This window comes from Desulfovibrio faecalis, assembly GCF_053570625.1.
On sequence record NZ_JBRBQR010000001.1, the window covers coordinates 168,917 to 189,318 of the forward strand.

At 59.1% G+C, this 20,402-nt stretch carries 17 protein-coding genes; 11 read left to right on the forward strand and 6 right to left on the reverse strand.

Going from position 1 to position 20,402, the window contains the following annotated elements; genetic code table 11:
* Nucleotides 1-40: 40 nt before the first annotated feature.
* The 4 genes from ACUZ79_RS00690 to ACUZ79_RS00705 form a co-directional block, all read right to left on the reverse strand.
* Nucleotides 41-1,405 carry a histone deacetylase family protein gene (locus ACUZ79_RS00690; RefSeq protein WP_449250392.1) on the reverse strand — a complete coding sequence of 455 codons (1,365 nt, stop codon included), beginning with the start codon at nucleotides 1,403-1,405 and terminating at the stop codon, nucleotides 41-43.
* Nucleotides 1,398-1,733 (reverse strand): hypothetical protein, encoded by a 336-nt coding sequence (locus ACUZ79_RS00695; RefSeq protein ID WP_240825349.1) that lies wholly within the window; start codon nucleotides 1,731-1,733, stop codon nucleotides 1,398-1,400. Before ACUZ79_RS00695 ends, ACUZ79_RS00690 begins: the two co-directional genes overlap by 8 nt.
* A 100-nt stretch (nucleotides 1,734-1,833) precedes the next feature.
* Entirely contained in the window at nucleotides 1,834-2,487 is a 654-nt protein-coding gene (gene tmk / locus ACUZ79_RS00700; protein WP_291446153.1) for a dTMP kinase, read from the reverse strand.
* The gene (locus ACUZ79_RS00705) at nucleotides 2,463-3,494 is read right to left on the reverse strand and encodes a 3'-5' exoribonuclease YhaM family protein (protein WP_291446154.1); all 1,032 of its coding nucleotides are present in this window, start codon (nucleotides 3,492-3,494) and stop codon (nucleotides 2,463-2,465) included. Before ACUZ79_RS00705 ends, tmk begins: the two co-directional genes overlap by 25 nt.
* A 157-nt stretch (nucleotides 3,495-3,651) precedes the next feature.
* On the opposite strand from ACUZ79_RS00705, the gene surE reads away from it, so the two are divergent.
* The 5 genes from surE (at nucleotide 3,652) to ACUZ79_RS00730 (ending at nucleotide 9,576) form a co-directional block, all read left to right on the forward strand.
* On the forward strand, nucleotides 3,652-4,413 hold the full coding sequence (gene surE, locus ACUZ79_RS00710) for a 5'/3'-nucleotidase SurE (RefSeq protein ID WP_449250393.1): 762 nt from the start codon (nucleotides 3,652-3,654) through the stop codon (nucleotides 4,411-4,413).
* A 286-nt stretch (nucleotides 4,414-4,699) separates the two neighbouring features.
* On the forward strand, nucleotides 4,700-5,626 hold the full coding sequence (gene fba / locus ACUZ79_RS00715) for a class II fructose-1,6-bisphosphate aldolase (RefSeq protein WP_240825353.1): 927 nt from the start codon (nucleotides 4,700-4,702) through the stop codon (nucleotides 5,624-5,626).
* A 26-nt stretch (nucleotides 5,627-5,652) separates the two neighbouring features.
* Complete coding sequence (gene gap, locus ACUZ79_RS00720) at nucleotides 5,653-6,654, forward strand: type I glyceraldehyde-3-phosphate dehydrogenase (RefSeq protein ID WP_449250394.1); 1,002 nt, start codon at nucleotides 5,653-5,655, stop codon at nucleotides 6,652-6,654.
* A gap of 424 nt (nucleotides 6,655-7,078) precedes the next feature.
* A complete protein-coding gene (locus ACUZ79_RS00725) occupies nucleotides 7,079-7,966 on the forward strand; it encodes a flagellin N-terminal helical domain-containing protein (RefSeq protein ID WP_240825355.1) in 888 nt (295 codons plus the stop codon).
* Nucleotides 7,967-8,688: 722 nt separating this feature from the next.
* Nucleotides 8,689-9,576 (forward strand): flagellin N-terminal helical domain-containing protein, encoded by an 888-nt coding sequence (locus tag ACUZ79_RS00730; protein ID WP_449250395.1) that lies wholly within the window; start codon nucleotides 8,689-8,691, stop codon nucleotides 9,574-9,576.
* A 120-nt stretch (nucleotides 9,577-9,696) separates the two neighbouring features.
* On the opposite strand, the gene rimO is transcribed toward ACUZ79_RS00730, so the two are convergent.
* Nucleotides 9,697-11,025 (reverse strand): 30S ribosomal protein S12 methylthiotransferase RimO, encoded by a 1,329-nt coding sequence (gene rimO / locus ACUZ79_RS00735; protein WP_449250396.1) that lies wholly within the window; start codon nucleotides 11,023-11,025, stop codon nucleotides 9,697-9,699.
* A gap of 172 nt (nucleotides 11,026-11,197) precedes the next feature.
* Here rimO and ACUZ79_RS00740 point away from each other — a divergent pair, with 172 nt between their 5' ends.
* Nucleotides 11,198-13,441, forward strand: coding sequence for a putative bifunctional diguanylate cyclase/phosphodiesterase (locus ACUZ79_RS00740; protein ID WP_449250397.1), 2,244 nt, complete (start codon nucleotides 11,198-11,200; stop codon nucleotides 13,439-13,441).
* Nucleotides 13,442-13,551: 110 nt separating this feature from the next.
* On the opposite strand, the gene ACUZ79_RS00745 is transcribed toward ACUZ79_RS00740, so the two are convergent.
* On the reverse strand, nucleotides 13,552-14,121 hold the full coding sequence (locus tag ACUZ79_RS00745; RefSeq protein WP_449250398.1) for a hypothetical protein: 570 nt from the start codon (nucleotides 14,119-14,121) through the stop codon (nucleotides 13,552-13,554).
* A 152-nt stretch (nucleotides 14,122-14,273) separates the two neighbouring features.
* Between ACUZ79_RS00745 and panC the strand changes: the two genes are divergently transcribed.
* The 5 genes from panC to recD2 all read left to right on the forward strand — a co-directional run bounded on the left by panC (nucleotide 14,274) and on the right by recD2 (nucleotide 20,326).
* Entirely contained in the window at nucleotides 14,274-15,122 is an 849-nt protein-coding gene (panC, locus tag ACUZ79_RS00750; protein WP_449250399.1) for a pantoate--beta-alanine ligase, read from the forward strand.
* Nucleotides 15,123-15,162: 40 nt separating this feature from the next.
* The gene (gene metK, locus ACUZ79_RS00755) at nucleotides 15,163-16,335 is read left to right on the forward strand and encodes a methionine adenosyltransferase (protein ID WP_240825362.1); all 1,173 of its coding nucleotides are present in this window, start codon (nucleotides 15,163-15,165) and stop codon (nucleotides 16,333-16,335) included.
* Between the two features lie 348 nt (nucleotides 16,336-16,683).
* Entirely contained in the window at nucleotides 16,684-17,781 is a 1,098-nt protein-coding gene (gene aroC / locus ACUZ79_RS00760; protein ID WP_449250400.1) for a chorismate synthase, read from the forward strand.
* Complete coding sequence (locus ACUZ79_RS00765) at nucleotides 17,778-18,089, forward strand: helix-hairpin-helix domain-containing protein (RefSeq protein ID WP_449250401.1); 312 nt, start codon at nucleotides 17,778-17,780, stop codon at nucleotides 18,087-18,089. Before aroC ends, ACUZ79_RS00765 begins: the two co-directional genes overlap by 4 nt.
* Nucleotides 18,086-20,326: an SF1B family DNA helicase RecD2 gene (gene recD2, locus ACUZ79_RS00770; protein WP_240825365.1), complete on the forward strand. Its 2,241-nt coding sequence runs from the start codon at nucleotides 18,086-18,088 to the stop codon at nucleotides 20,324-20,326. The genes ACUZ79_RS00765 and recD2 overlap by 4 nt, the downstream gene beginning before the upstream one ends.
* Nucleotides 20,327-20,402: the final 76 nt, after the last annotated feature.

Sequence of the window (20,402 nt, forward strand, 5' to 3'; positions counted from 1 at the left end):
GGCGTCAACAGCTCTCGGAGCAAAAACCGTCAACTCTGTCTTATTTCTCACTTTTGGCCGCAGGGCCCGGATCAGCCGCATCGCCATCCAGCAGGCGCACATGGGCGTAACGCCCGCTTTTGCGCGCCTGCTCTGCAAGCTCCAGCCCCTGGCTCCTGCACTGCGGGCAGGCGTGGCGTGGCACCAGCACGCACAGGGAGCGGGGCACCCGTTCCGATGCGGTCTCAATGCGCCCCAGCCCCGAGCAATCGCTGCACAGCCGCCAGGCTTCTGTCTGCCCTTCGCGCAGGTTGTCCGTATCGTAAAAGATATGCTTGCGACGCACCCACCAGCCGTTTTCTTCCTCGCCTTCCGTGGGCTGCGCCGGAGGATGAAAATACACATCGCGGATCTGCCCGCACAATCTGGCAATGTATTCCGCAACTTGCGGGCGCTGCCGCGTGGCTTCTGGCGTCCAGCCCGGCTCGCGAATATCCGAAGCGTCCAGCCCTGCCAGCGCAAGGCAGATCCCCAGGTTCACGTAGGGCAAAGCCCCTCGTATGGAGTAGCCGCCTTCAAGCACGGCGATATGCGGCTGCAGGGCAGCGTTGAGTGCCGCATAGCCCTGTGCCGAAAGCCTCATGTTGGCAAGGGGATCGGTGAAGTGATTGTCCTGCCCGGCGGAATTGATGATCAGGTCAGGCTTGAAATCTTCCAGAATGGGCAGCACCGCATGCTCTATGGCGTACAGATAGCCCTCGTCCGAGGTTTCGGGCGGCAGGGGGATGTTGATGGTGCGCCCAAGCGCGCCGGGGCCGCCGCATTCCTGCGGGAAACCCGATCCGGGGTACAGGGTGCGCCCGTCCTGATGCAGGGAGATGAACAGGGTATGCGGGTCGTTCCAGAAGATGTCCTGACTGCCGTCGCCGTGGTGCACGTCCGTATCCACAATGGCAATGCGCAGGGGGCGGCCATCGGGACGGGGGTAGTGGTCGCGGATATACTCCACCATGACGGCTTCGTTATTGATATTACAGAAGCCACGGTTGCCGTGCACCACTCGCATGGCGTGATGGCCTGGAGGCCGCACCAGGGCAAAGGCGCGCTGTTCGCGTCCCTCAAGCACCAGCCGGGCCGCGCGGATAGCCCCGCCCGCCGAAGCCAGATGCGAATCCGTACTCACCGCCGCAGCCGAGGGCAAACAGAAGTGCGCACGCTCAAGCTGGGCATGTGTGGCAAAGGCGGGGCGGTACTCCGTAATGCCGGGAATGTCGAACAGCCCTTCTTCTAGCAGCTGGTCGCGTGTGTAGAGCAGGCGCTCTTCCCGCTCCGGGTGTGTCGCAGAAATGGCCCAGTCAAAGGCAGGAAAAAACACCACACCAAGACTGCGGGCCGCCACCAGAGGCGGCAATGTTTTTTCAGTCATCACCTTCGCCAAGTTCTTCAAAAATATCTGCCCCGTAACGGGCATAGGTCACCATACGGCCCATGTGCGCAAGGCCCATGCCGTAGGCCAGGTTACTTTCGGCCACGGCCATGAAAAGCACGCCTTCAGTATCGTGCAGGGCAAAAAAGCCGCCCGCACCGCCATCCTTGCGAAAAACGGCGCAGTGCAGCAAACCGGGATCGCCGATGACGTTGATGAGGGTGTAGCCCTTGGGCGGCTGCCCCGGCAGATAAGCCAGTTCCTTGCCTTCACGGGGGGCAAAGCGCACGCCCGCGCCTTCAACTTCAACTGTATAACATTCGTACATATATTCTCCTTGGTGGCGCATGGCTCGCGCCAAAAGCCTGCATGGCAGGCTGAATCGGCAAAATTGCAAAGGCCCGGAAAGCGGCTCCCGCCGCAAAAAACTATTCCAATCCCCAACCGCGCTGACGCAAATGGGATTCAATGGCGGAACGGCACTGCAAAACCACGTCTTCGGGCGGCTGCGAGGCGTCAATAATGGCGAAGCGCTCGGGTTCTTCCTCGGCCAGGACCCTGTAGCCCTGGCGCACCCGCTCGTGAAAATCAAGGCTCTCGGCGTCAAAACGGCCTTCTGAAACTACCAGACCTTCCTGACGGTTGCGCTCGCCAGCGCGCATGAGGCCGCAACGCACCGGCAGATCCAGCAACAGGGTCAGCTCCGGTTGCAGGCCGCCCGTGGCCGCCTGATTGAGCCTTTGCAGATATTCCGTATCAAGCCCGCGTCCGTGCCCCTGATAGGCCAGTGTGGAATCGGTGTAACGGTCGCACAGCACGGTCTGCCCTGCTTCCAGCGCAGGCCGGATGACCTCCGCCACGTGCTGCGCCCTGTCGGCAAGAAACAGAAAAAGCTCCGCCCGGCTGGAGAGTTCGCGCGTGCGGGCATCAAGCAGTATGGAGCGCAGGCTGCGCCCAAGCGCACAGCCCCCCGGCTCACGCGTACACAGGGGGTCGTGGCCATTTTCCTGCAAAAAACCCGCAAGATAGTTGATGGCCGTGGACTTGCCCGCGCCTTCTATACCTTCAAAAGAGATAAACATTCTTCTTTCACCGCTTTTTTGCGGGTTGCGGGGGCGGCTTTGTCCGGCGTACGCGCGGCCCGGTGCACGGGTCGCCCCAGCGTAGCCTGCCAGGGTGTCCAGGCCTCGCCTTCGCCCTCTATCTGGGCAAACAGGCCACGGCACTGGGCCATCTTGGCGTCCAGGTTGTCGGCATAGTGCAGGGCCATGGCTTCCGGCGTATGCGGCACGCGCACCGCACCGAACTCCAGCTCGCCATGGTGGCTCAAGATCAGGTGTTTCAGATGCCGCTGCAACGGCTCTTCCAGACCGGATTTAGCCAGATACGGCTCCAGCATTTCAATGCCCAGCATGAGGTGCCCCAGCAGGCGGCCCTCATCAGTGTAATCATTGGCGATACCGCCAGAGAATTCGCGCAGTTTACCAATGTCGTGAAACAGCGCTCCCGCAAGAAAGGTCTGCCGGTCAAGTTCCGGATAATGGTCGGCAATGCGCCGACAGAGCTTGAATACGCTCAGGGTATGTTCAAGCAGCCCGCCCACATAGGCGTGGTGCACCCCCTTGGCCGCCGGGCAGACTCGAAAGGCGGCGCGCATCTCGTCGTTATTAAAAAATCCCTGCACCAGCTTGCGCCATGGCGCGTGGACAAATTCCTTCTTGATGAGGTCAAGCAGTTCATCCAGCATTTCATCCAGCGAAAAGGGACTGGCGGGCATAAGGGCCGCATGGTCCACAGCGGCGCATTCCTCATCGGAAAGAAAGCGCATCTGCTCCACCGTGAGCTGCACCTGATCCCGATACAGCCCCGCGCGCCCTTCGGCCCACACAAGCGTTCCCGCCGCGATTTCGCTGAACTCCGCGCTCAGCGGATGCCATATCTTGGCTTCAAGGCTGCCGCTGGCGTCAGCAAGGGTAAGCCGCCAGTACGGGCCATTGCGCGACTGGCCCTGCGCAGCCTGCGTAACCACGAATATGCCGCGCGCCTCCGAGGCGGGGCCAATATCTTTGACGTAACAACCTTTTTCCATATATCGTTCCAGCGGCGCGTATCTGCGCCGGGCATGTGCTGTTTTCCACGCGGGCATGGCCCCTGACGCGGAACTTCCAAATTGGCAGGGCCGCGCAAAAACACTGGAACCACGCGGGCCTTAGGCCGAATTTCCCTTCTTTCCGAGGTATTGTCAAATGGACGTTCTTCTGACCAACGATGACGGCATCCGCGCGCGCGGCCTGCGCGCGCTTTACGCCGCCCTGCTTGAAGCAGGGCATACAGTGCATGTGGTGGCCCCCATGACCCAACAATCCGGCGTGGGCCACTCGCTGACCGTATTTGAACCTGTACGCGCCATGGATTTTGAGGAACCCGACTTCAAGGGCCTGGGTATTTACGGCACACCCACGGACTGCGTCAAACTGGCCCTCGGGCAACTCCTGCCCCAAAAGCCCGACATGGTCATTTCAGGCATCAACGCAGGACCCAACGTTGGCCCGGACATTCTGTATTCCGGCACGGTGGGCGCGGCCACGGAGGCGGCCCACGAAAATCTGCCGAGCATCGCTGTTTCGCACGACTGCTACAAGGTCAAAAACGGCGATCTGCTGCCCCAGGCCCGGCATCTGGTGGCGCTGGCCGAGCGCATCGACTGGTCGAAGCTGGGCCGCCGCAGGGTTGTCAACGTCAACTATCCTGCCTGCCCGCTGGACGAGGTCAAAGGCCTGCGCGTCTGCCCGCAGACCAGCGCCGTGTGGGTAAACACCTACTCGGAACGCCTGGACCCGCGCGGCGCGCCCTACTGGTGGCTTGAGGGCGAAATTCCGGCAGAAACCATTGAGCCGGATTCGGACAAAGACATGCTCAACCGGGGATACATTACCCTTACCCCACTGCGTTTTGATTTTACTGATACGGCTGGCCTGAACGCGCTGGCAGGTATGAAACTCGCCTAGCGTTCATACTGTGCCAAGGCCTTCGGCAACCTGCCGGAAACATAAGGGATCAGGCGAACCCTCTTGACGCCGCCGCTACATGTGGGCTACAGGCGCGCTCGGGCATACAAAATATGTTTTGCGTTTGCCCGGGCACTGCCCCGCCCGAAGAACTGCAAAGTAAGCCCGTTTCCCGCGCTGCAGGCATTCCCCTTTACGGGGAATTGGTGTATGTGCAGACTTGTCATTTCCGGGCGACTTATGCTTTTTTGACCGTCCTTAATGCCAGACCCCTCTGGAGGAAATCATGCCTCTTATCAATCCCAAAGAAATGTTCGCTGCCGCCTATACTGGCGGGTACGCCATTGGCGCGTTCAACGTCAACAATATGGAAATCATCCAGGGCATCATGAGCGCGGCCTCCGAGGAAAAGTCGCCGGTCATCCTTCAGGTGTCTTCGGGCGCCCGCAAGTATGCCGGGCAGATATACATCATGAAGCTTGTGGAAGCGGCCCTTGCGCTTGACCCTTCCATCCCCGTGGTTGTGCACCTCGACCACGGCCCCAGCTTTGAGATGTGCCGCGATTGCATTGACGGCGGCTTCACATCGGTGATGATCGATGGTTCGCACCTTTCATTTGAAGAGAACATCGCCCTGACCAAACAGGTGGTGGACTATGCCCACCCCCGTGGCGTATGGGTTGAGGCCGAGCTGGGCAAGCTGGCTGGCATTGAAGAACATGTGCAATCTGCTGAACACGTCTACACCGACCCCGATGAAGCCGTGGAATTTGTAAACCGCACGGGCTGCGATTCGCTGGCCGTTGCCATCGGCACAAGCCACGGCGCGTACAAGTTCAAGGGCGAAGCCAAGCTTGATTTTGACCGTCTGGCCCGCATTGGCGACAAGCTGCCGAATTACCCCCTGGTGCTGCACGGCGCTTCCAGCGTGCCGCAGGAATTTGTGAGCCAGTGCAACCAGTATGGCGGCCAGGTTGGCGGAGCCAAGGGCGTGCCCGAAGACATGCTGCGCCAGGCTGCGGGCATGAATGTGTGCAAAATCAATGTGGATACGGACATTCGCCTGGCTGTCACCGCATCCATCCGTCAGTATCTTGCCGAACACCCCGACCAGTTTGACCCGCGCGCCTACCTCACCCCCGCGCGTGATGCCGTCAAGAACATGGTGGCCCACAAGATCCGCAATGTCATGGGATCTTCAAATAAAGCCTAATCCCTACGCCCCAAGGAGCGCGAATCATGCCCGTGAAAGTTGGAATGAACGGCTTTGGCCGCATCGGTCGGTATCTGCTGCGTCTTATGGCCGACGACAAAGAAATTCAGATCGCCGCCATCAACGCCCGTGCGGACAACGCCGCGCTGGCCTATCTTTTCAAGTATGATTCCACTTACGGAACCTTTCAGGGCACTGTTGATCACGATGAAAACGGCATCATCGTCAATGGCCGCCATATCGCCGTTACCCGCTGCAAGGCGGGCGAATGGGAATGGGAACGCCTTGGCGTAACCCTGGCCGTGGAAACCACGGGCACCATCAAGGATCGGGAAGGCCTGGCCCAGCATCTGGCCTGCGGCGCAAAAAAGGTTGTGATCTCCGCCCCCGGCAAGGACGTGGACGCCATGATTGTTATGGGCGTCAACCATGATGTCTATGACGGCGCAAAACACAGCGTCATTTCTGCCGCATCCTGCACCACCAACTGCCTGGCTCCTGCGGTCAAGGTACTGCACGAGACCTTTGGCTTCCGCCATGGCCTCATGACCACTATCCACTCCTACACCATGAGCCAGCGTATTCTGGACGGCACCCACAAGGACTGGCGTCGCGGCCGCGCCGCAGCCGTGTCCATGGTGCCTTCAAGCACGGGCGCCGCCAAGGCTGTGGGGCAGGTCATGCCGGAACTGGAAGGCAAGCTCAACGGTATGTCGGTGCGTATTCCCACCTTTGACTGCTCGCTGGTCGACCTGACCTGTGAAGTGGAAAAAGCCTGTGATGCCGCCGCTGTCAACGCGGCCCTTCAGGCTGCCAACAAGGGCGCTCTGGCCGAAAATATGGGCTATTCCGAAGAGCCGCTGGTGTCCATAGACTACAAGGGCAGCACCTTCGGCGGCGTGGTGGATGCACTCTCCACCCAGGTGCTTGACGGCACCATGGTCAAACTGCTCATCTGGTACGACAACGAATCCGGCTTCACCAACCAGTTGCTGCGCCTGCTGCGCATGGTGGGCAAGGACTGCTGATAAAGATCGCGCCTTGCCCTGCCTGGCAGGGATGGGCATGAATTACGAGCGCGGCGGGTTGCAATACCCGCCGCGTTCTGCATTTGTTCGCCCGTTTTGACAGCCCCTGTCCCGGCGCATGCTTCACTCTGCCTCTTTTGGGCCTTTCTCAACCCCAGATTTGAGTGCGCAGCCCCAGGAAAATTCTGCTCACCACTCGCCAGTATGGGAAAATTTTTCCTCTTTTCTTTGCCGCGTTTTACGCATTACCCAACAAAACTGGCTCTACGCATGGCTTTGCAGGCATCTCGCCTGAACGCGTCATTTGCGCCGAGCCCTAATACTTTTTGCCGTTGCGCCGATTAAGTGGACAAAAGGTGGTAGCACGCAAGGACGCGTCGGCATTTCGCGCCGCCTGTGACATACAGCATTCATGGAGGAATGTATGTATATCAATCATAATACCATGGCCTCGCAAGTAGGCAACAATCTGACCTCGCACTACAACGACCTGAAAACCTCTACCTCGCGGCTGTCATCCGGCCTGCGCATCAATTCCGCTGCGGACGATGCCGCCGGTCTGGCCATTCGCGAACTCATGCGTACCGATATCGCCGCCCTGCAACAGGGCGTGCGTAACGCCAATGACGCCATTTCCCTCATTCAGACCGCCGACGGAGCCTTGGGCATCATCGACGAAAAGCTGACCCGTATGAAGGAACTGGCAGAACAGGCTGCCACCGGTACCTATGACTCCACCCAGCGCCTGATGATTGAATCGGAGTACCAGGCCATGGCTTCGGAAATTACCCGAATCGCCACGGCCACGGACTTCAACGGCATCCACCTGCTGAACGGCAACCTGTCGAGCGACACGCACACAGGCAGCACCATGTCCAGCACTGGCAAGCTGAAGGTACACTTTGGCACAGCCAACGATTCGGCGGAAGACTACTACTACATCCAGATCGGCACGAGCACCGCCTCGGCCCTTGGTGTAGGCAATCAGGCCGCCACCACTTCCGCTGGCAGATCGGTATCAACTCAGGAGGCGGCGCAGAAGGCACTTGTGGCCATCACCAACGCCGTGGTCTCCAAGGACAAGATCCGGGCGCATCTGGGCGCGCTGCAAAACCGGCTGGAGAACACAATCTCCAACCTGAGCACTCAGGCCGAGAACCTGCAGGCGGCTGAATCCCGCATTTCTGACGTGGACGTTGCCACGGAAATGACGCAGTTTGTCCGCAATCAGATCCTCACCCAGTCGTCTGTGGCCATGCTCTCGCAAGCCAACAGCATGCCTAAGCTGGCCTTGAACCTGATTTCCGGTTAGCGGCAAAACCAGGTGGTGGAGGGCAATAGCCCAGGACCGGCCAAGAGGCTGGGGAGAGCTTTAAGGCCACAACCAACAAGTTTCTGATGAAAGCCGGGTCGTTCGCGACCCGGCTTTTTTGCACCCTGCTATCTGCTGAGCTTCGGCAAATTCTGCATCGGCACAATTGGCGCAGCAGTTTTTTCAGCATGCACAGTCCTTCCTTTTCCCCATTCCCACTCTTGCGCGACAGCCTCTTGCGCGCATGCCCCGTCAACATTGCTGCGCTCGTTCAAAAAACGATGCGATGTCCCACCTGTTCTGCCACGGCTTTCCTTACGCAGGATAGCCGTGGGCAAGCAAAAAATATTTGCCGCAGCAGCATACCCCCAAAATTCGCATCATATAGATATTTGTATATTTTTTTGCTGCGAGGCCGCAGCATTCTGCCATTGGCGCACCAGCCGCCAGCTTATTGACGCGTAACGCTGCGATCTCTGGCATGAATACTGCTATAAACGGAGTGCAGGTTTTCAGGCAAATATTGCCTCTCTGAAGCCACGAATCAGAAAGGCAACAGCGCCTGTCGTTTAAGGCTGCCAGTCCGGTTCGGCTCTGCCGATAACAGTCTGGCCTTTGGTAACTCTTTCCCCGCTCCTTGCGGGATGAACGGCGGCAGTCCGCATGGACGCGGGCGAGCATAGTGCGCCGCCGGGCAGACAGAACATTCATGGAGGAATGTCATGTATATCAATAACAACTCAATGGCTTCCAATGTTGCCAACAACTTGACCTCGCACTACAGCGACCTGGCGACTTCGACCCAGCGTCTGTCCACAGGCCTGCGCGTGAACTCCGCTGCCGACGATGCCGCCGGCCTCGCCATTCGCGAATTGATGCGTACGGATATCAAGGCGTTGCAACAGGGCGTGCGTAATGCCAACGACGCCATTTCCCTCATTCAGACCGCCGACGGCGCCCTGGGCATCATCGACGAAAAGCTGACCCGTATGAAGGAACTGGCAGAACAGGCTTCCACCGGTACCTATGACTCCACCCAGCGTTTGATGATCGAATCGGAGTACCAGGCAATGGCATCGGAAATTACCCGAATCGCCAACGCCACGGACTTCAACGGCATCCACCTGCTGGACGGCAATCTGTCCGGTGCAACGCACGATGGCTCCACGATGACCGCCACCGGCAAGATGAAGGTCCACTTTGGTACTGCCAACGACTCGGCGGAAGACTATTACTACATCCAGATCGGCACGAGCACAGCTTCTGCCCTCGGTGTAGGCAATGAGACGACCGCCGGACGGGCCGGTGCAACCATCTCCACCCAGGAAGCGGCGCAGAAGGCCCTTGTGGCCATCACCAACGCGGTGGTTTCCAAGGACAAGATCCGGGCACATCTGGGCGCGTTGCAGAACCGCCTGGAGAACACCGTTTCCAACCTCACCACTCAGGCTGAAAACTTGCAAGCGGCAGAATCCCGCATTTCCGACGTGGACGTGGCCACGGAAATGACGCAGTTTGTCCGCAATCAGATCCTCACCCAGTCGTCTGTGGCCATGCTCTCGCAGGCCAACAGCATGCCCAAGATGGCCATGCAGCTTATCCAGGGTTAACGCTGGTTGAGGGCGTGCTTTAGCACGTATCCCAAAATATCCCCGAAGGGTTCGCCCTTCGGGGATATTTTGCTGCGGAGACGTTTCTTCCGGAGGCCAGATGAGCGCGCTCGCGCTGGTTCAGGCCAGTGCGGTCAGATCATAGTCCGTATTTTCCACTATATCGCATTCCACGAGCGCTCCGGGCGCAACGCCCGGCCCGCTCACGTAAGTGATGCCGTCCACCTCCGGCGCCTGAAACCACACGCGCCCGCTGTGCAGCCCCGGCCAGTCGGGATGCGGGGCATCTACCAGCACCTGCATGCGCCCGCCCACCTGCGCGGAGAGCAGCTCGTTGCTGATGTCGGCCTGAATTTCCATAAGAGAATCCCTACGCCACTGCTTAACTTCATCTGGCACCTGATCGGGCAATGTTGCCGCCACGGTGCCATCTTCTGCCTGATAGGCAAACACGCCCACATGCTGAAAGCGACTTTCTTCTACAAAACGGCACAAACTTTCAAAATGCTCTTCCGTTTCGCCAGGATAGCCAACAATAAAGGTCGTGCGCAAAGCCGCATGGGGCAGCACGGAGCGCACCGTATCCAGTACACGCCGGGGGTCCCCCGCAAAAGGCCGACCCATGCGCGACAGCACATCAGGGTGAGCGTATTGCAAGGGAATATCCAGATAGGGCAGCAAAGGCGCGCCACAATCTCTGATAAAACGCAAAAGCTCCGGCGTCACGCCTGTAGGGTACAGGTAGAGCAGGCGCAGCCAGGCGAGGCCCTCAAGCCCCACCAGCTTTTCAAGCAGGCTGGGCAGGCCGTGCTTGAGCCCAAGATCAACACCCCAGGAGGTCAGATCCTGCGCCACAAGATCAAGCTCGCGTACGCCCTGAGCCAGCAGAGCCCTGGCTTCATCGGCAATATCATCGGCGGTCAGCGATTTAAGGCCGCCCCTGATGGTAGGAATGGTGCAGAACGCGCACTTGTGCCTGCACCCCTCGCCCACCTTGAGCCATGCGTACGAAGGGCCGGTAGAAAGCAATCTGCCGCCGCCGGGGATACGGGCAGGAGGCTCGGGCAGGTTTAGGGCTGCTGCCAGCATGGCTGGCCAGCGCGGCAGATCACCCGTGGGTAGCCACACGTCCACTTCCGGCAGTTCCGCTGCCAGGTCGGCAGCGCCATAACGCCCCACCATACAGCCGCCTACAGCCAGCAGGGGCTTGACCTTGCACTTTTCAAGCCTCTGGATGGCGTCCACAACCGCGCGAACGGATTCACGCACGGCAGGGTCGATGAATCCGCAGGTATTGATGAAAACCAGACGCGCCTTGCCCATGTGTTCCACATGCTGCACGGCGACCCCAAGCGAACCGAGCAGACGCTCACTGTCCACGCGGTTTTTGGGGCAGCCAAGGCTCAGCGACCAAACTTTCAGGGAATGAGGAATAATAGCTCGTGTCATGGAGGCACAATACAGAGGGGCGGGGCGCTTGTCATCATTGAGGCCAGTCCCCATTCTTCAAACCGGGCGTGCCCAGCCCGGCAATTTGCAAAACGATAACACAGATGCTAGATCTAATCCGTTGTCTAACAGGCTAATACACAAATGTAATGCCGCACGGCGGAACATAAAAATGAAAAACGCGGACCCTGCAAACCTCAGCATATCGGCTACCCAATCCGGGGAAAAGCCGCCTGCGGAATCTCCCCAGGAAATTTGCCTTTCCCACGCCTTGCAGAGCGTCTACGGTGACATATTGCTTATAGATTTTGAGAGGGATACCTGCCGCGAACTGTACCACGGGGAAGGTCACTTTGCGCGCATGCCCCTGGACCAGCCCCTTGCCGAAACGCTCAGACGCGAACTTGCCGAGAGAGTTCATCCCGACGATGCACAGCGTTTTGCGGCGTTTTTTTCTCAGGGCAGCCTGCGGCAGATGCTGGTTCAAACGCCTCTTTTTGCTGCGGAAGACATTCGCAAGAAGGCCCTCAACGGTTTGTACCGATGGGTGCGCATTATTGCCTTTCCTGCACCCCAATACGGTGGGGAACAGACCTATATTGTCTGCACGGAAGACATTGAAAACCACAAGATTGCGGCCGACATTGCCCATGAGAACGAAATGCTGCGCCGGCAAAAGCTGGATGCCCTGCGTTATAAGGCAGTGGTGGATCACACCCGCACCCTGGTTTTTGAATGGAGCGGCACAGATCTGACATATCTGAGCCACAGGATTCCCGAACTGCTGGCGGGCGAATATGACGGGCGCAATCCCTTTGACGTGTGGCGTGAAGACGATGTCCTCTACGCGGGCGACATGGAACCCTTTGACACCTGTCTGGCGCGCCTTGCCCTGGGTATCCGCTCTGGCGAAACGACCATTCGCCTGCGCCGCCGCGACGGCCAGTACATCTGGTGCAAGATCACCTACACCAAGCTTGACGACGGGGAGTCGGAAGAGCGTTACATCGGCACTCTCAACGACGTGGATGCAGCTACGCGCACCGAGCAGGCCCTGCGCCTGCGCGCAGAGCACGACCCTCTCACAGGTGCGTTCAACACCCAGACATTTTTTGAAAAAATAGACAAGCTCATCAAAAACCGGCCCAACGAGCAGTACTGCGTATTGCGGTTTGACGTGGCCGGGTTCAAGGCCATCAACGAATCTTTTGGGCTTGAAGAGGGCAACCGTCTACTAAGGGGCATTGCCCGGCTGATCCGCCAGCGCCTCATTCCTGAAAAGGAAATCTTTGCCCGGCTCACCGCCGATGTTTTTGCCGTCTGCCTCACAGGCGGCAACGAGCGGACGCTACAGTTCATCCAAAACCTTTCTCTGCGTCTGGATCACTATTCCGACACCTTTCGGGTCAAGCTGTTCTTTGGTATCTGCCCTGTGGAAAACTCACGCACCCCGGCCCACATTCTGTGCGACTGGGCCTATCTGGCGCAGAAGACGGTCAAGGGCAGCGACATTGTCAACTTTGCCTTTTACGATGATGCCCTGCGCAAACGCCTGCATGATGAAAGCTACATCACTGACCAGATGTACGAAGCGCTGGAAAAACACCAGTTCAGACTTTTTCTGCAACCCAAGGTGCAGATTTCCAGCGGGCGCATTGTGGGAGCAGAAGCGCTGGTGCGCTGGCAGCACCCCACAGACGGGCTTATCCTGCCCGGACGTTTTGTACCCCTTTTTGAACGCAACGGCTTTATTGTGCGGCTGGACTCGTACATCTGGGATCAGACCTGCCAGACCCTGCGCACATGGATCGATAAGCACTACGAACCCATGCCCATCTCTGTGAACATGTCGCGTCTGCATTTTAACGATGACGACCTGCCCAACAAGCTCGTCAGCCTCCTGAACAAGTACAATCTGCCCCGCCACATGCTTGAGCTGGAACTGACCGAGAGTGCCTTTTTTGCCAATGAGCCAAGGCTGAAACGCCTTATGAACGAACTACGGGCCGCAGGATTTGTTTTTTCCATGGACGATTTCGGCACGGGCTACTCATCGCTGAGTACCTTGCGCGACCTGCCCTTTAACGTGGTCAAGCTTGACCGGGCCTTTATCAGCGACGGCACCACCAACAAACGCGGTCAGATTGTGGCCCGCAACACCATAGCTCTGGCGCGCGACCTTGATATGTCCATTGTGGCCGAAGGTGTGGAAACCAAGGAACACGCCCGTTTCTTGCTCAACAGCGGCTGCAACTGCGCTCAGGGCTTCTACTATTCCCGGCCAGTGGATACGGCGGAGTTTGAAGTGCTCAGCTTTGTGCAGGAAAAGGCCTTCTGGGTGCATCCGCAACTGAAGGAAGACGCCATCCGTCTGGGACTGCCCATAAGCACGGAAGCTCCCATCAAGGAATACTGATTCTTTTCGCCCCGCCTTCTCGCCCAAGCCTCAGCAATACATCCCAAGCCGTCAGATAGCGGCAGAACTGTCGCTGCACATGCTGCCTCAACGTGGCGGGCTTGCCCCGGTTACAGCGGCAGACGCAGCAGGCGGATGGTATGCGGCTGGATATACAGCAGCTTGCCTTCGCAAATGTCGTCCGCACGGGTCACAAAGCTGTCCTTGTTCACGTTCAGGATGGCTTCTGCCTCGTGGCTGCAGTCAAAAAGATGCAGCACGTCACCGGTCAGCGAGTCGGCGGTTGTCCAGTGTCGGTTCACAGGCGGGCCATCCGGGGTGATGTGACGCAGAAAACGAAAAATCACAGCCCTGCCGCTGCCCGGCGCAAGCCATGTGCGACAGCATTCCCATACCTGATCCACAGAGGGGTCGTCCTCATCTGTAAAGGGCTGGCGCACTTCCAGCGGGAAGGAACGGCTCTGGATGCGCAGCATGCCGTCAACCAGCCCGCAATAGTCAGTTTCCTGCTCCAGAACGGCACGGAAGGCCTCAGGCGAGGCCGCCAGGCCCATCAGGGTTTCGTTAAGAATGTCGCGCGCCTTGAGAACCCTGATGGAGTGGGTCAGCCGCAAGCCGTTGAGCACTGCATAAATTGCGCAAAAAGTGTCCAGTTTGCCCTGATAAAACGGTTTCAGCATGAATACCCCCGTTGGTTGTTATGCCCACAGCAACACCCAGGGTCAAGCCTTCCACCCCGCCAGCATTTTTGCTTTTGCAAAGGTCTTTCTTTACAAGCTGCTGCCTCACGTGTATAAAAGAGCCTTCACAAACAATATCACAATACCTTGATATGCAGATATTTACAAATCCCCAAGAGTTGGCGGCCCAATGCAAGGCCTGGCACCGCGCCGGAGACGATATCGCTCTGGTGCCCACCATGGGCTACTACCATCAGGGGCACGAAGACCTCATGGCCTTTGCCCGCACGCAGGCGAAACGCCTGGTGGTGAGCCTTTTTGTCAACCCTGCCCAGTTTGGCCCTGGCGAGGATCTGGAAGCATATCCCCGCAATGCCGAGCGCGACGCGGACATAGCCCGCAGTCATGGGGCGGACGCGCTGTTCATGCCGCAGCCCGAAACCATGTACGCGCCAGACCACGCCACATGGGTGGAAGTTCCCGAACTTTCCCGTGGCCTGTGCGGCCTCACCCGGCCTGTGCACTTTCGCGGCGTATGCACCGTGGTGCTCAAGCTCTTTATGCTGACCGGCGCGGATGTCGCCGTTTTTGGACAGAAGGACTGGCAGCAGCAGGCGATCTTGCGCCGCATGGTGCGCGACCTTGATGTGCCTGTGCGCATTGAAACGCGCGAAACCGTGCGCGAAGCTGACGGCCTGGCCCTTTCCTCGCGCAACGTCTATCTCAGCCCGGACGAACGCGCCCATGCTCCAGAGATCCGCAAGGCCCTGCTCTACGCCCAAAAACTGGCCCAGAGCGGTGAAACCAGCGTCAAGCTGCTGCGCGAGGCGGTGCTGCGCCGCTGGGCGGAATTTCTGCCCATGGGACGCCTTGACTACCTCAGTATTGTTCACCCGGAATCCATGACTCCGCTCACCGAAGTCACCGGTCCGGCGCTCATGGCCTGTGCCGTGCGCATAGGCAAGGCCCGGCTTATCGACAATATTCTGTTGCGACCCTAAAACCCGCGCCGCACTGACGCGAGCGCCCAAGGAGATTCATATGCACACCAAGGGCAAATACTTTTTCACTTCAGAATCTGTAACTGAAGGCCACCCCGACAAGGTCGCCGACCAGATTTCCGATGCCATTCTTGATACCCTGCTGGCACAGGACGCCAACGCCCACGTGGCCTGCGAAACCCTGGTGACCACAGGCATGGCTGTTATCGCTGGCGAAATTACCACCAGCGGCTACGCCGACCTGCCCCATGTGGTGCGCGAAACCATCAAGGGTATTGGCTACAATAGCTCAGAAATGGGTTTTGACTGGCAGACCTGCGCTGTTATCAACGCCATTGGCCGCCAGTCGCCCGACATTGCCCAGGGCGTGCTGCGCGAAAAGCCCGAAGATCAGGGCGCTGGCGACCAGGGCATGATGTTTGGCTTTGCCTGCAACGAGACTTCCACCCTTATGCCCGCCCCCATTTACTGGGCGCACCAGCTTTCGCAGCAGCTGGCGAAAGTGCGCAAGGACGGCACGGTGGATATTTTCCGTCCCGACGGCAAGACCCAGGTTTCCTTTGAATATCAGGACGGAAAGCCTGTGCGTATCAACAACGTGGTGGTCTCCACCCAGCACAGCGCCACCGCCAGCCAGGCTGATGTGGCCGAAGCCGTGAAAAAACACGTCATTCGCCCCATCCTGGAACCCTCCGGCTATTTTGACGAAAAGGCCTGCGAAATCTTCATCAACACCACGGGCCGTTTTGTGGTGGGTGGCCCCATGGGCGACTGCGGCCTCACAGGCCGCAAGATCATTCAGGACACCTACGGCGGCAGCGGTCACCACGGCGGCGGCGCGTTCTCCGGCAAGGATCCCTCCAAGGTTGACCGTTCCGGCGCGTACATGGGCCGCTACATCGCCAAAAATGTGGTTGCCGCTGGCCTCGCCCCCATATGCGAAGTGCAGATTGCCTATTGCATCGGCGTGGCCCAGCCCGTCAGCGTGCTTGTCTCCTCGCAGGGCACCAGCGACCTGCCGGACGAACTGCTGACCAAGGCCGTGCGCGAAGTCTTTGACCTGCGCCCCTACTTCATCAGCAAGCGCCTTGATCTCAAGCGCCCCATCTACCAGAAGTCTTCCTGCTATGGTCACTTTGGCCGCGAACTGCCGGAATTCACCTGGGAAAAAACTGACGCCGTAGCCGACCTGCGTACCGCCGCCAAGGTGTAGCGCGAGCCTGCATATTTACCCTTTTGAGGTGCAGGAAACTCCTTGCTGGGTTTTCTGCACCTTATTTTATCCATTTTTTTTGCTCGCATATTCCGGCTACATGCTTTTGATCGCCTTAAATTCCGGCTAAATATCCCTTTCATCCGCACGAGTTGCAAGCCGCCCCTCCCTTGCCTATACTGGTTCACTTGACCGCGCCGCTCCGGCGCTATTCTGAGCAGATTCACCCTAGAACTGCCCGTAGTCTGCGCGAGCAGACACCCGCCACAAAGGGCCAGCCGCGATGCATTACGCTGGCAATGCCCCTTGTGAGCGACTAAAAATGCTGTAGTGAAGGCGAGGTAGCACATGGCTGGCAATACATTCGGACAGGCCCTCCGGCTGACAACATTCGGCGAATCCCACGGCGTGGGCCTTGGCGGCGTCATTGACGGCTGCCCGGCTGGCCTGGCCCTGACAGAGGCCGACATTCAGGCCGAGCTTGACCGCCGCAAACCCGGTCAGGGCCCCACCGCCACCAAGCGCAAGGAATCGGACACGGTTCGCCTGCTCTCCGGCGTGTACGAGGGCATGACCACCGGCACGTCCATTGCCTTCTACATCGCCAACGAAGACCAGCGCTCGCACGACTACGGCAATCTGGCCGAAGTTTTCCGCCCCGGCCATGCGGACTGGGGATATTTTCAGAAGTACAACGGCATACGCGACCATCGAGGCGGCGGGCGCTCCTCTGGGCGCGAGACCGCAGCCCGCGTGGCTGGCGGCGTCATTGCCCGCAAGATTCTTGAACGACGTGGCGTAAAAATCATGGCCGCCTGCGTGGAACTGGGCGGAACCGCCGTGCAGGACTGGGCAACCCTTGACCTGGACAATGCCCGCAACCGCCCCTACTGCGCCGCCACCGAGGCCATGCCCTCCCTGTGGGATCAGGTTGTGCTGACCGCCCGCAAAGCGGGCGACACATTGGGTGGCATTGTGCGCATTGAGGCGCGCAATGTGCCCGCAGGTCTTGGCGAGCCCGTTTTTGACAAGCTGGAGGCTGTGCTGGCCCACGCCATCATGAGCATTGGCGCGGTCAAAGGCTTTTCTGTGGGCGAAGGTTTTGGCGCGGCCAAGTTGCATGGCTCGCAGAACAATGACCCTCTGCTCCCTGCCGACCCGGCGCAGCCCGGCAAGGCCCGCTTTGCTTCCAACCACGCAGGGGGCATATTGGGCGGCATTTCCAGCGGACAGACCATTGTGATGCACGCTGCGGTCAAGCCCATCGCATCCATAGCTGTTACCCAGCAGACCGTGGACAAGGAAGGCAACGCCGCCTCCGTGCTCATTGGCGGACGACACGACCTTGCCGCCATCCCGCGCGTAGTGCCGGTTATGGAAGCCATGACAGCTTTGGCCCTTGCCGATGCCCTGCTGCTCCAGCAGCGCATGGGGCTGGGCCTGTGAACAAAAAGGCCGATGCTCGCACTCTGAACGCCCTGCGTTCTGTTGGCCCGGCAACCATTGAAGACCTGTGCCTGCTTGGCGTTGCGGATATTTCCGACCTGGCGGGGTGCGACCCTCAGGCCCTGTATGATGAACTGTGCCGCATCAAAGGCCAGAAAATTGATATCTGCTGTCTTGATGTTTTCAATTGCGCTGTTGCCCAGGCAAAGAACCCGGAACTTTCCGATGAACAGCGCAACTGGTTCTGGTGGTCGCGGCAGCGCAAGGCTGCAACAAGCCCAAGGATTGCTGACAAGGCGAGTGCATGAGCAACCTGCCCCTTTTACAAGATCCCGATTCCGTTGAACTCACCGGCACGGTGGAGCGCGTTGTCTTCCACAATGAAGAAAACGGCTACACTGTGCTGCGTTTGTTGCCCGCCAGTGTGAACAGCGGCAACGGCAACGCTGGCCTCACCCGACCACGCGACCCTGTTTCGTGCATCGGGCACATGGTCAACCCGCAAGCGGGCGTGCAGCTCAAGGTATCGGGGCGCTGGGTCAACAACCCCCGTTTTGGCCGCCAGATCGAGTTTCAGAACGCCGATGAAATGCTGCCCGCCACCAGCGAGGGCATCCGCCTCTATCTCGCCTCGGGCCTTATCAAGGGCGTTGGCGAAGAAATGGCCGGGCGCATAGTCGAAGCCTTTGGCACGGATACCATCCGTATTCTTGACGAAGAGCCAGAGCGCCTGCTCAAGGTGCGCGGCGTGGGCAGCAAGAGCCTTGACCGCATCCGCACCTCCTGGGCCGAGCACCGGGGTATGCGCGACCTGCTGCTCTTTTTGCAGCCCCACGGTATTACACCGGCCTACGCTGTACGCATCTACCGCGCTTACGGCGCTGAGGCGCTCGCCATTGTGCGCGAGAATCCCTATCGCCTTGCCATGGATATCCACGGCATCGGCTTTGTTACCGCTGACGCCGCCGCAAGCAAGCTGGGCTTTGAGCACGACAACCCCCTGCGTGTACAGGCGGGGACCCTCTATGTGCTGCAAAAAGCCACGGACGATGGCAACGTCTATTTGCCGCAGGCGGAGCTGACCGAGGCGGTTTGCGCCCAGATCGGCGTTGACGAAGGCCTTGTGGAGGATGCCCTCGCCGCGCTCGAAGCCGATGAGCGCATTGTGCGCGAAGAGCTGGATATGCCCGACGCCCCCGGCGAAATCGGCGTGTACATGCGGCGCTACCACCACTGCGAGTCAAAAACCGCCTTCTACATTCAGCGCCTCTTACGCTCGCCCAAATCCGTGCGTTTTGAAAAGCCGGATGCGCTGGTGGACAAGGTTGTGGGCGAACTGAACATTTCCCTCGCGGCAGAGCAGCTTGAGGCCGTGCGCACCGCCGCCCGCAGCAAGATGATGGTGCTCACCGGCGGCCCCGGCACTGGCAAAACCACCATCATCAACGCCATTATCAAGCTCTTTGGCGAGGTGCGCGCCCGCATACTGCTGGCAGCCCCCACAGGCCGCGCCGCCAAGCGCATGTCTGAAACGTCTGGCCGCGAATCGCGCACCATCCACCGTCTGCTGGAATACAGCCCCAAGGAAGACGGCTTTGCACGCAATGAGGACAATCCCCTCGCCTGTGGTCTCCTTGTGGTGGATGAAGCCTCCATGATGGACACCCTGCTCTTCTACCACCTGCTCAAGGCTGTGCCGCTGGGCGCAACCCTTGTGCTGGTAGGCGATGTGCACCAGTTGCCCTCGGTAGGCCCGGGCAACGTGCTTGCAGATATTATCCGCTCCGGCGTTGTGCCTGTTGTGGAACTGACCGAAATTTTCCGTCAGTCTGCGGAGAGCGAAATCATCTGCAATGCCCACCTCATCAACCGTGGCGAAATTCCCTCGCTTGAATCGAGCAAGGAGCGGCTCTCGGACTTCTATTTTATCCATCAGAACGATGCAGAAAAAGCTGCGGAGCTCATTGTGGATCTGGTGCGCAACCACATTCCCCGGCGTTTCAACCTCGACCCGGTGGACGACATCCAGGTGCTCACGCCCATGCACAAGGGCGCAGTGGGTGCTGGCCGCATGAACGCCTGCCTTCAGGAAGCCCTGAACCCCCACGGCGTGGAAGTGCGCCGTGGCGACCGCTGCTTCCGCCTGCACGACAAGGTCATGCAGATACGCAACAACTACGACAAGGACGTTTTTAACGGCGACATGGGACGCATCAGCTTTATGGACGTGCGCGAACGCACCCTCAGCATCACCTTTGACGAGCGCGTTGTGCCCTACGAATTTGATGAACTGGATGAAATCGCGCCTGCCTATGCCATTTCCATCCACAAGTCGCAAGGCTCGGAATACCCCGCCGTGGTCATTCCCGTCATGATGCAGCACTATGTGCTTTTGCAGCGCAACCTTATTTACACGGGTGTAACGCGCGGCAAAAAACTGGTCATTCTGGTGGGCGAATCCCGCGCCCTGCACATGGCGGTCAAAAACAACAAGACCCGTAAGCGCTTCACCCGGCTGGCCCAGCGCCTCGCGCCTGTGGAGTAGCATGGGGGCACAAATTGTCGTTCTGAAACTCCAGCCCGTTTGTACTGCGGATTTTAAAGAAACAGTGCCGACCAGG

What these genes read in the sequence shown, in the direction of transcription:
- ACUZ79_RS00690 (WP_449250392.1), bottom strand. Translation starts at nt 1,405, where the DNA reads ATGACTGAAAAAACATTGCCGCCTCTGGTGGCGGCCCGCAGTCTTGGT.
- ACUZ79_RS00695 (WP_240825349.1), bottom strand. Translation starts at nt 1,733, where the DNA reads ATGTACGAATGTTATACAGTTGAAGTTGAAGGCGCGGGCGTGCGCTTT.
- tmk (WP_291446153.1), bottom strand. Translation starts at nt 2,487, where the DNA reads ATGTTTATCTCTTTTGAAGGTATAGAAGGCGCGGGCAAGTCCACGGCC.
- ACUZ79_RS00705 (WP_291446154.1), bottom strand. Translation starts at nt 3,494, where the DNA reads ATGGAAAAAGGTTGTTACGTCAAAGATATTGGCCCCGCCTCGGAGGCG.
- surE (WP_449250393.1), top strand. Translation starts at nt 3,652, where the DNA reads ATGGACGTTCTTCTGACCAACGATGACGGCATCCGCGCGCGCGGCCTG.
- fba (WP_240825353.1), top strand. Translation starts at nt 4,700, where the DNA reads ATGCCTCTTATCAATCCCAAAGAAATGTTCGCTGCCGCCTATACTGGC.
- gap (WP_449250394.1), top strand. Translation starts at nt 5,653, where the DNA reads ATGCCCGTGAAAGTTGGAATGAACGGCTTTGGCCGCATCGGTCGGTAT.
- ACUZ79_RS00725 (WP_240825355.1), top strand. Translation starts at nt 7,079, where the DNA reads ATGTATATCAATCATAATACCATGGCCTCGCAAGTAGGCAACAATCTG.
- ACUZ79_RS00730 (WP_449250395.1), top strand. Translation starts at nt 8,689, where the DNA reads ATGTATATCAATAACAACTCAATGGCTTCCAATGTTGCCAACAACTTG.
- rimO (WP_449250396.1), bottom strand. Translation starts at nt 11,025, where the DNA reads ATGACACGAGCTATTATTCCTCATTCCCTGAAAGTTTGGTCGCTGAGC.
- ACUZ79_RS00740 (WP_449250397.1), top strand. Translation starts at nt 11,198, where the DNA reads ATGAAAAACGCGGACCCTGCAAACCTCAGCATATCGGCTACCCAATCC.
- ACUZ79_RS00745 (WP_449250398.1), bottom strand. Translation starts at nt 14,121, where the DNA reads ATGCTGAAACCGTTTTATCAGGGCAAACTGGACACTTTTTGCGCAATT.
- panC (WP_449250399.1), top strand. Translation starts at nt 14,274, where the DNA reads ATGCAGATATTTACAAATCCCCAAGAGTTGGCGGCCCAATGCAAGGCC.
- metK (WP_240825362.1), top strand. Translation starts at nt 15,163, where the DNA reads ATGCACACCAAGGGCAAATACTTTTTCACTTCAGAATCTGTAACTGAA.
- aroC (WP_449250400.1), top strand. Translation starts at nt 16,684, where the DNA reads ATGGCTGGCAATACATTCGGACAGGCCCTCCGGCTGACAACATTCGGC.
- recD2 (WP_240825365.1), top strand. Translation starts at nt 18,086, where the DNA reads ATGAGCAACCTGCCCCTTTTACAAGATCCCGATTCCGTTGAACTCACC.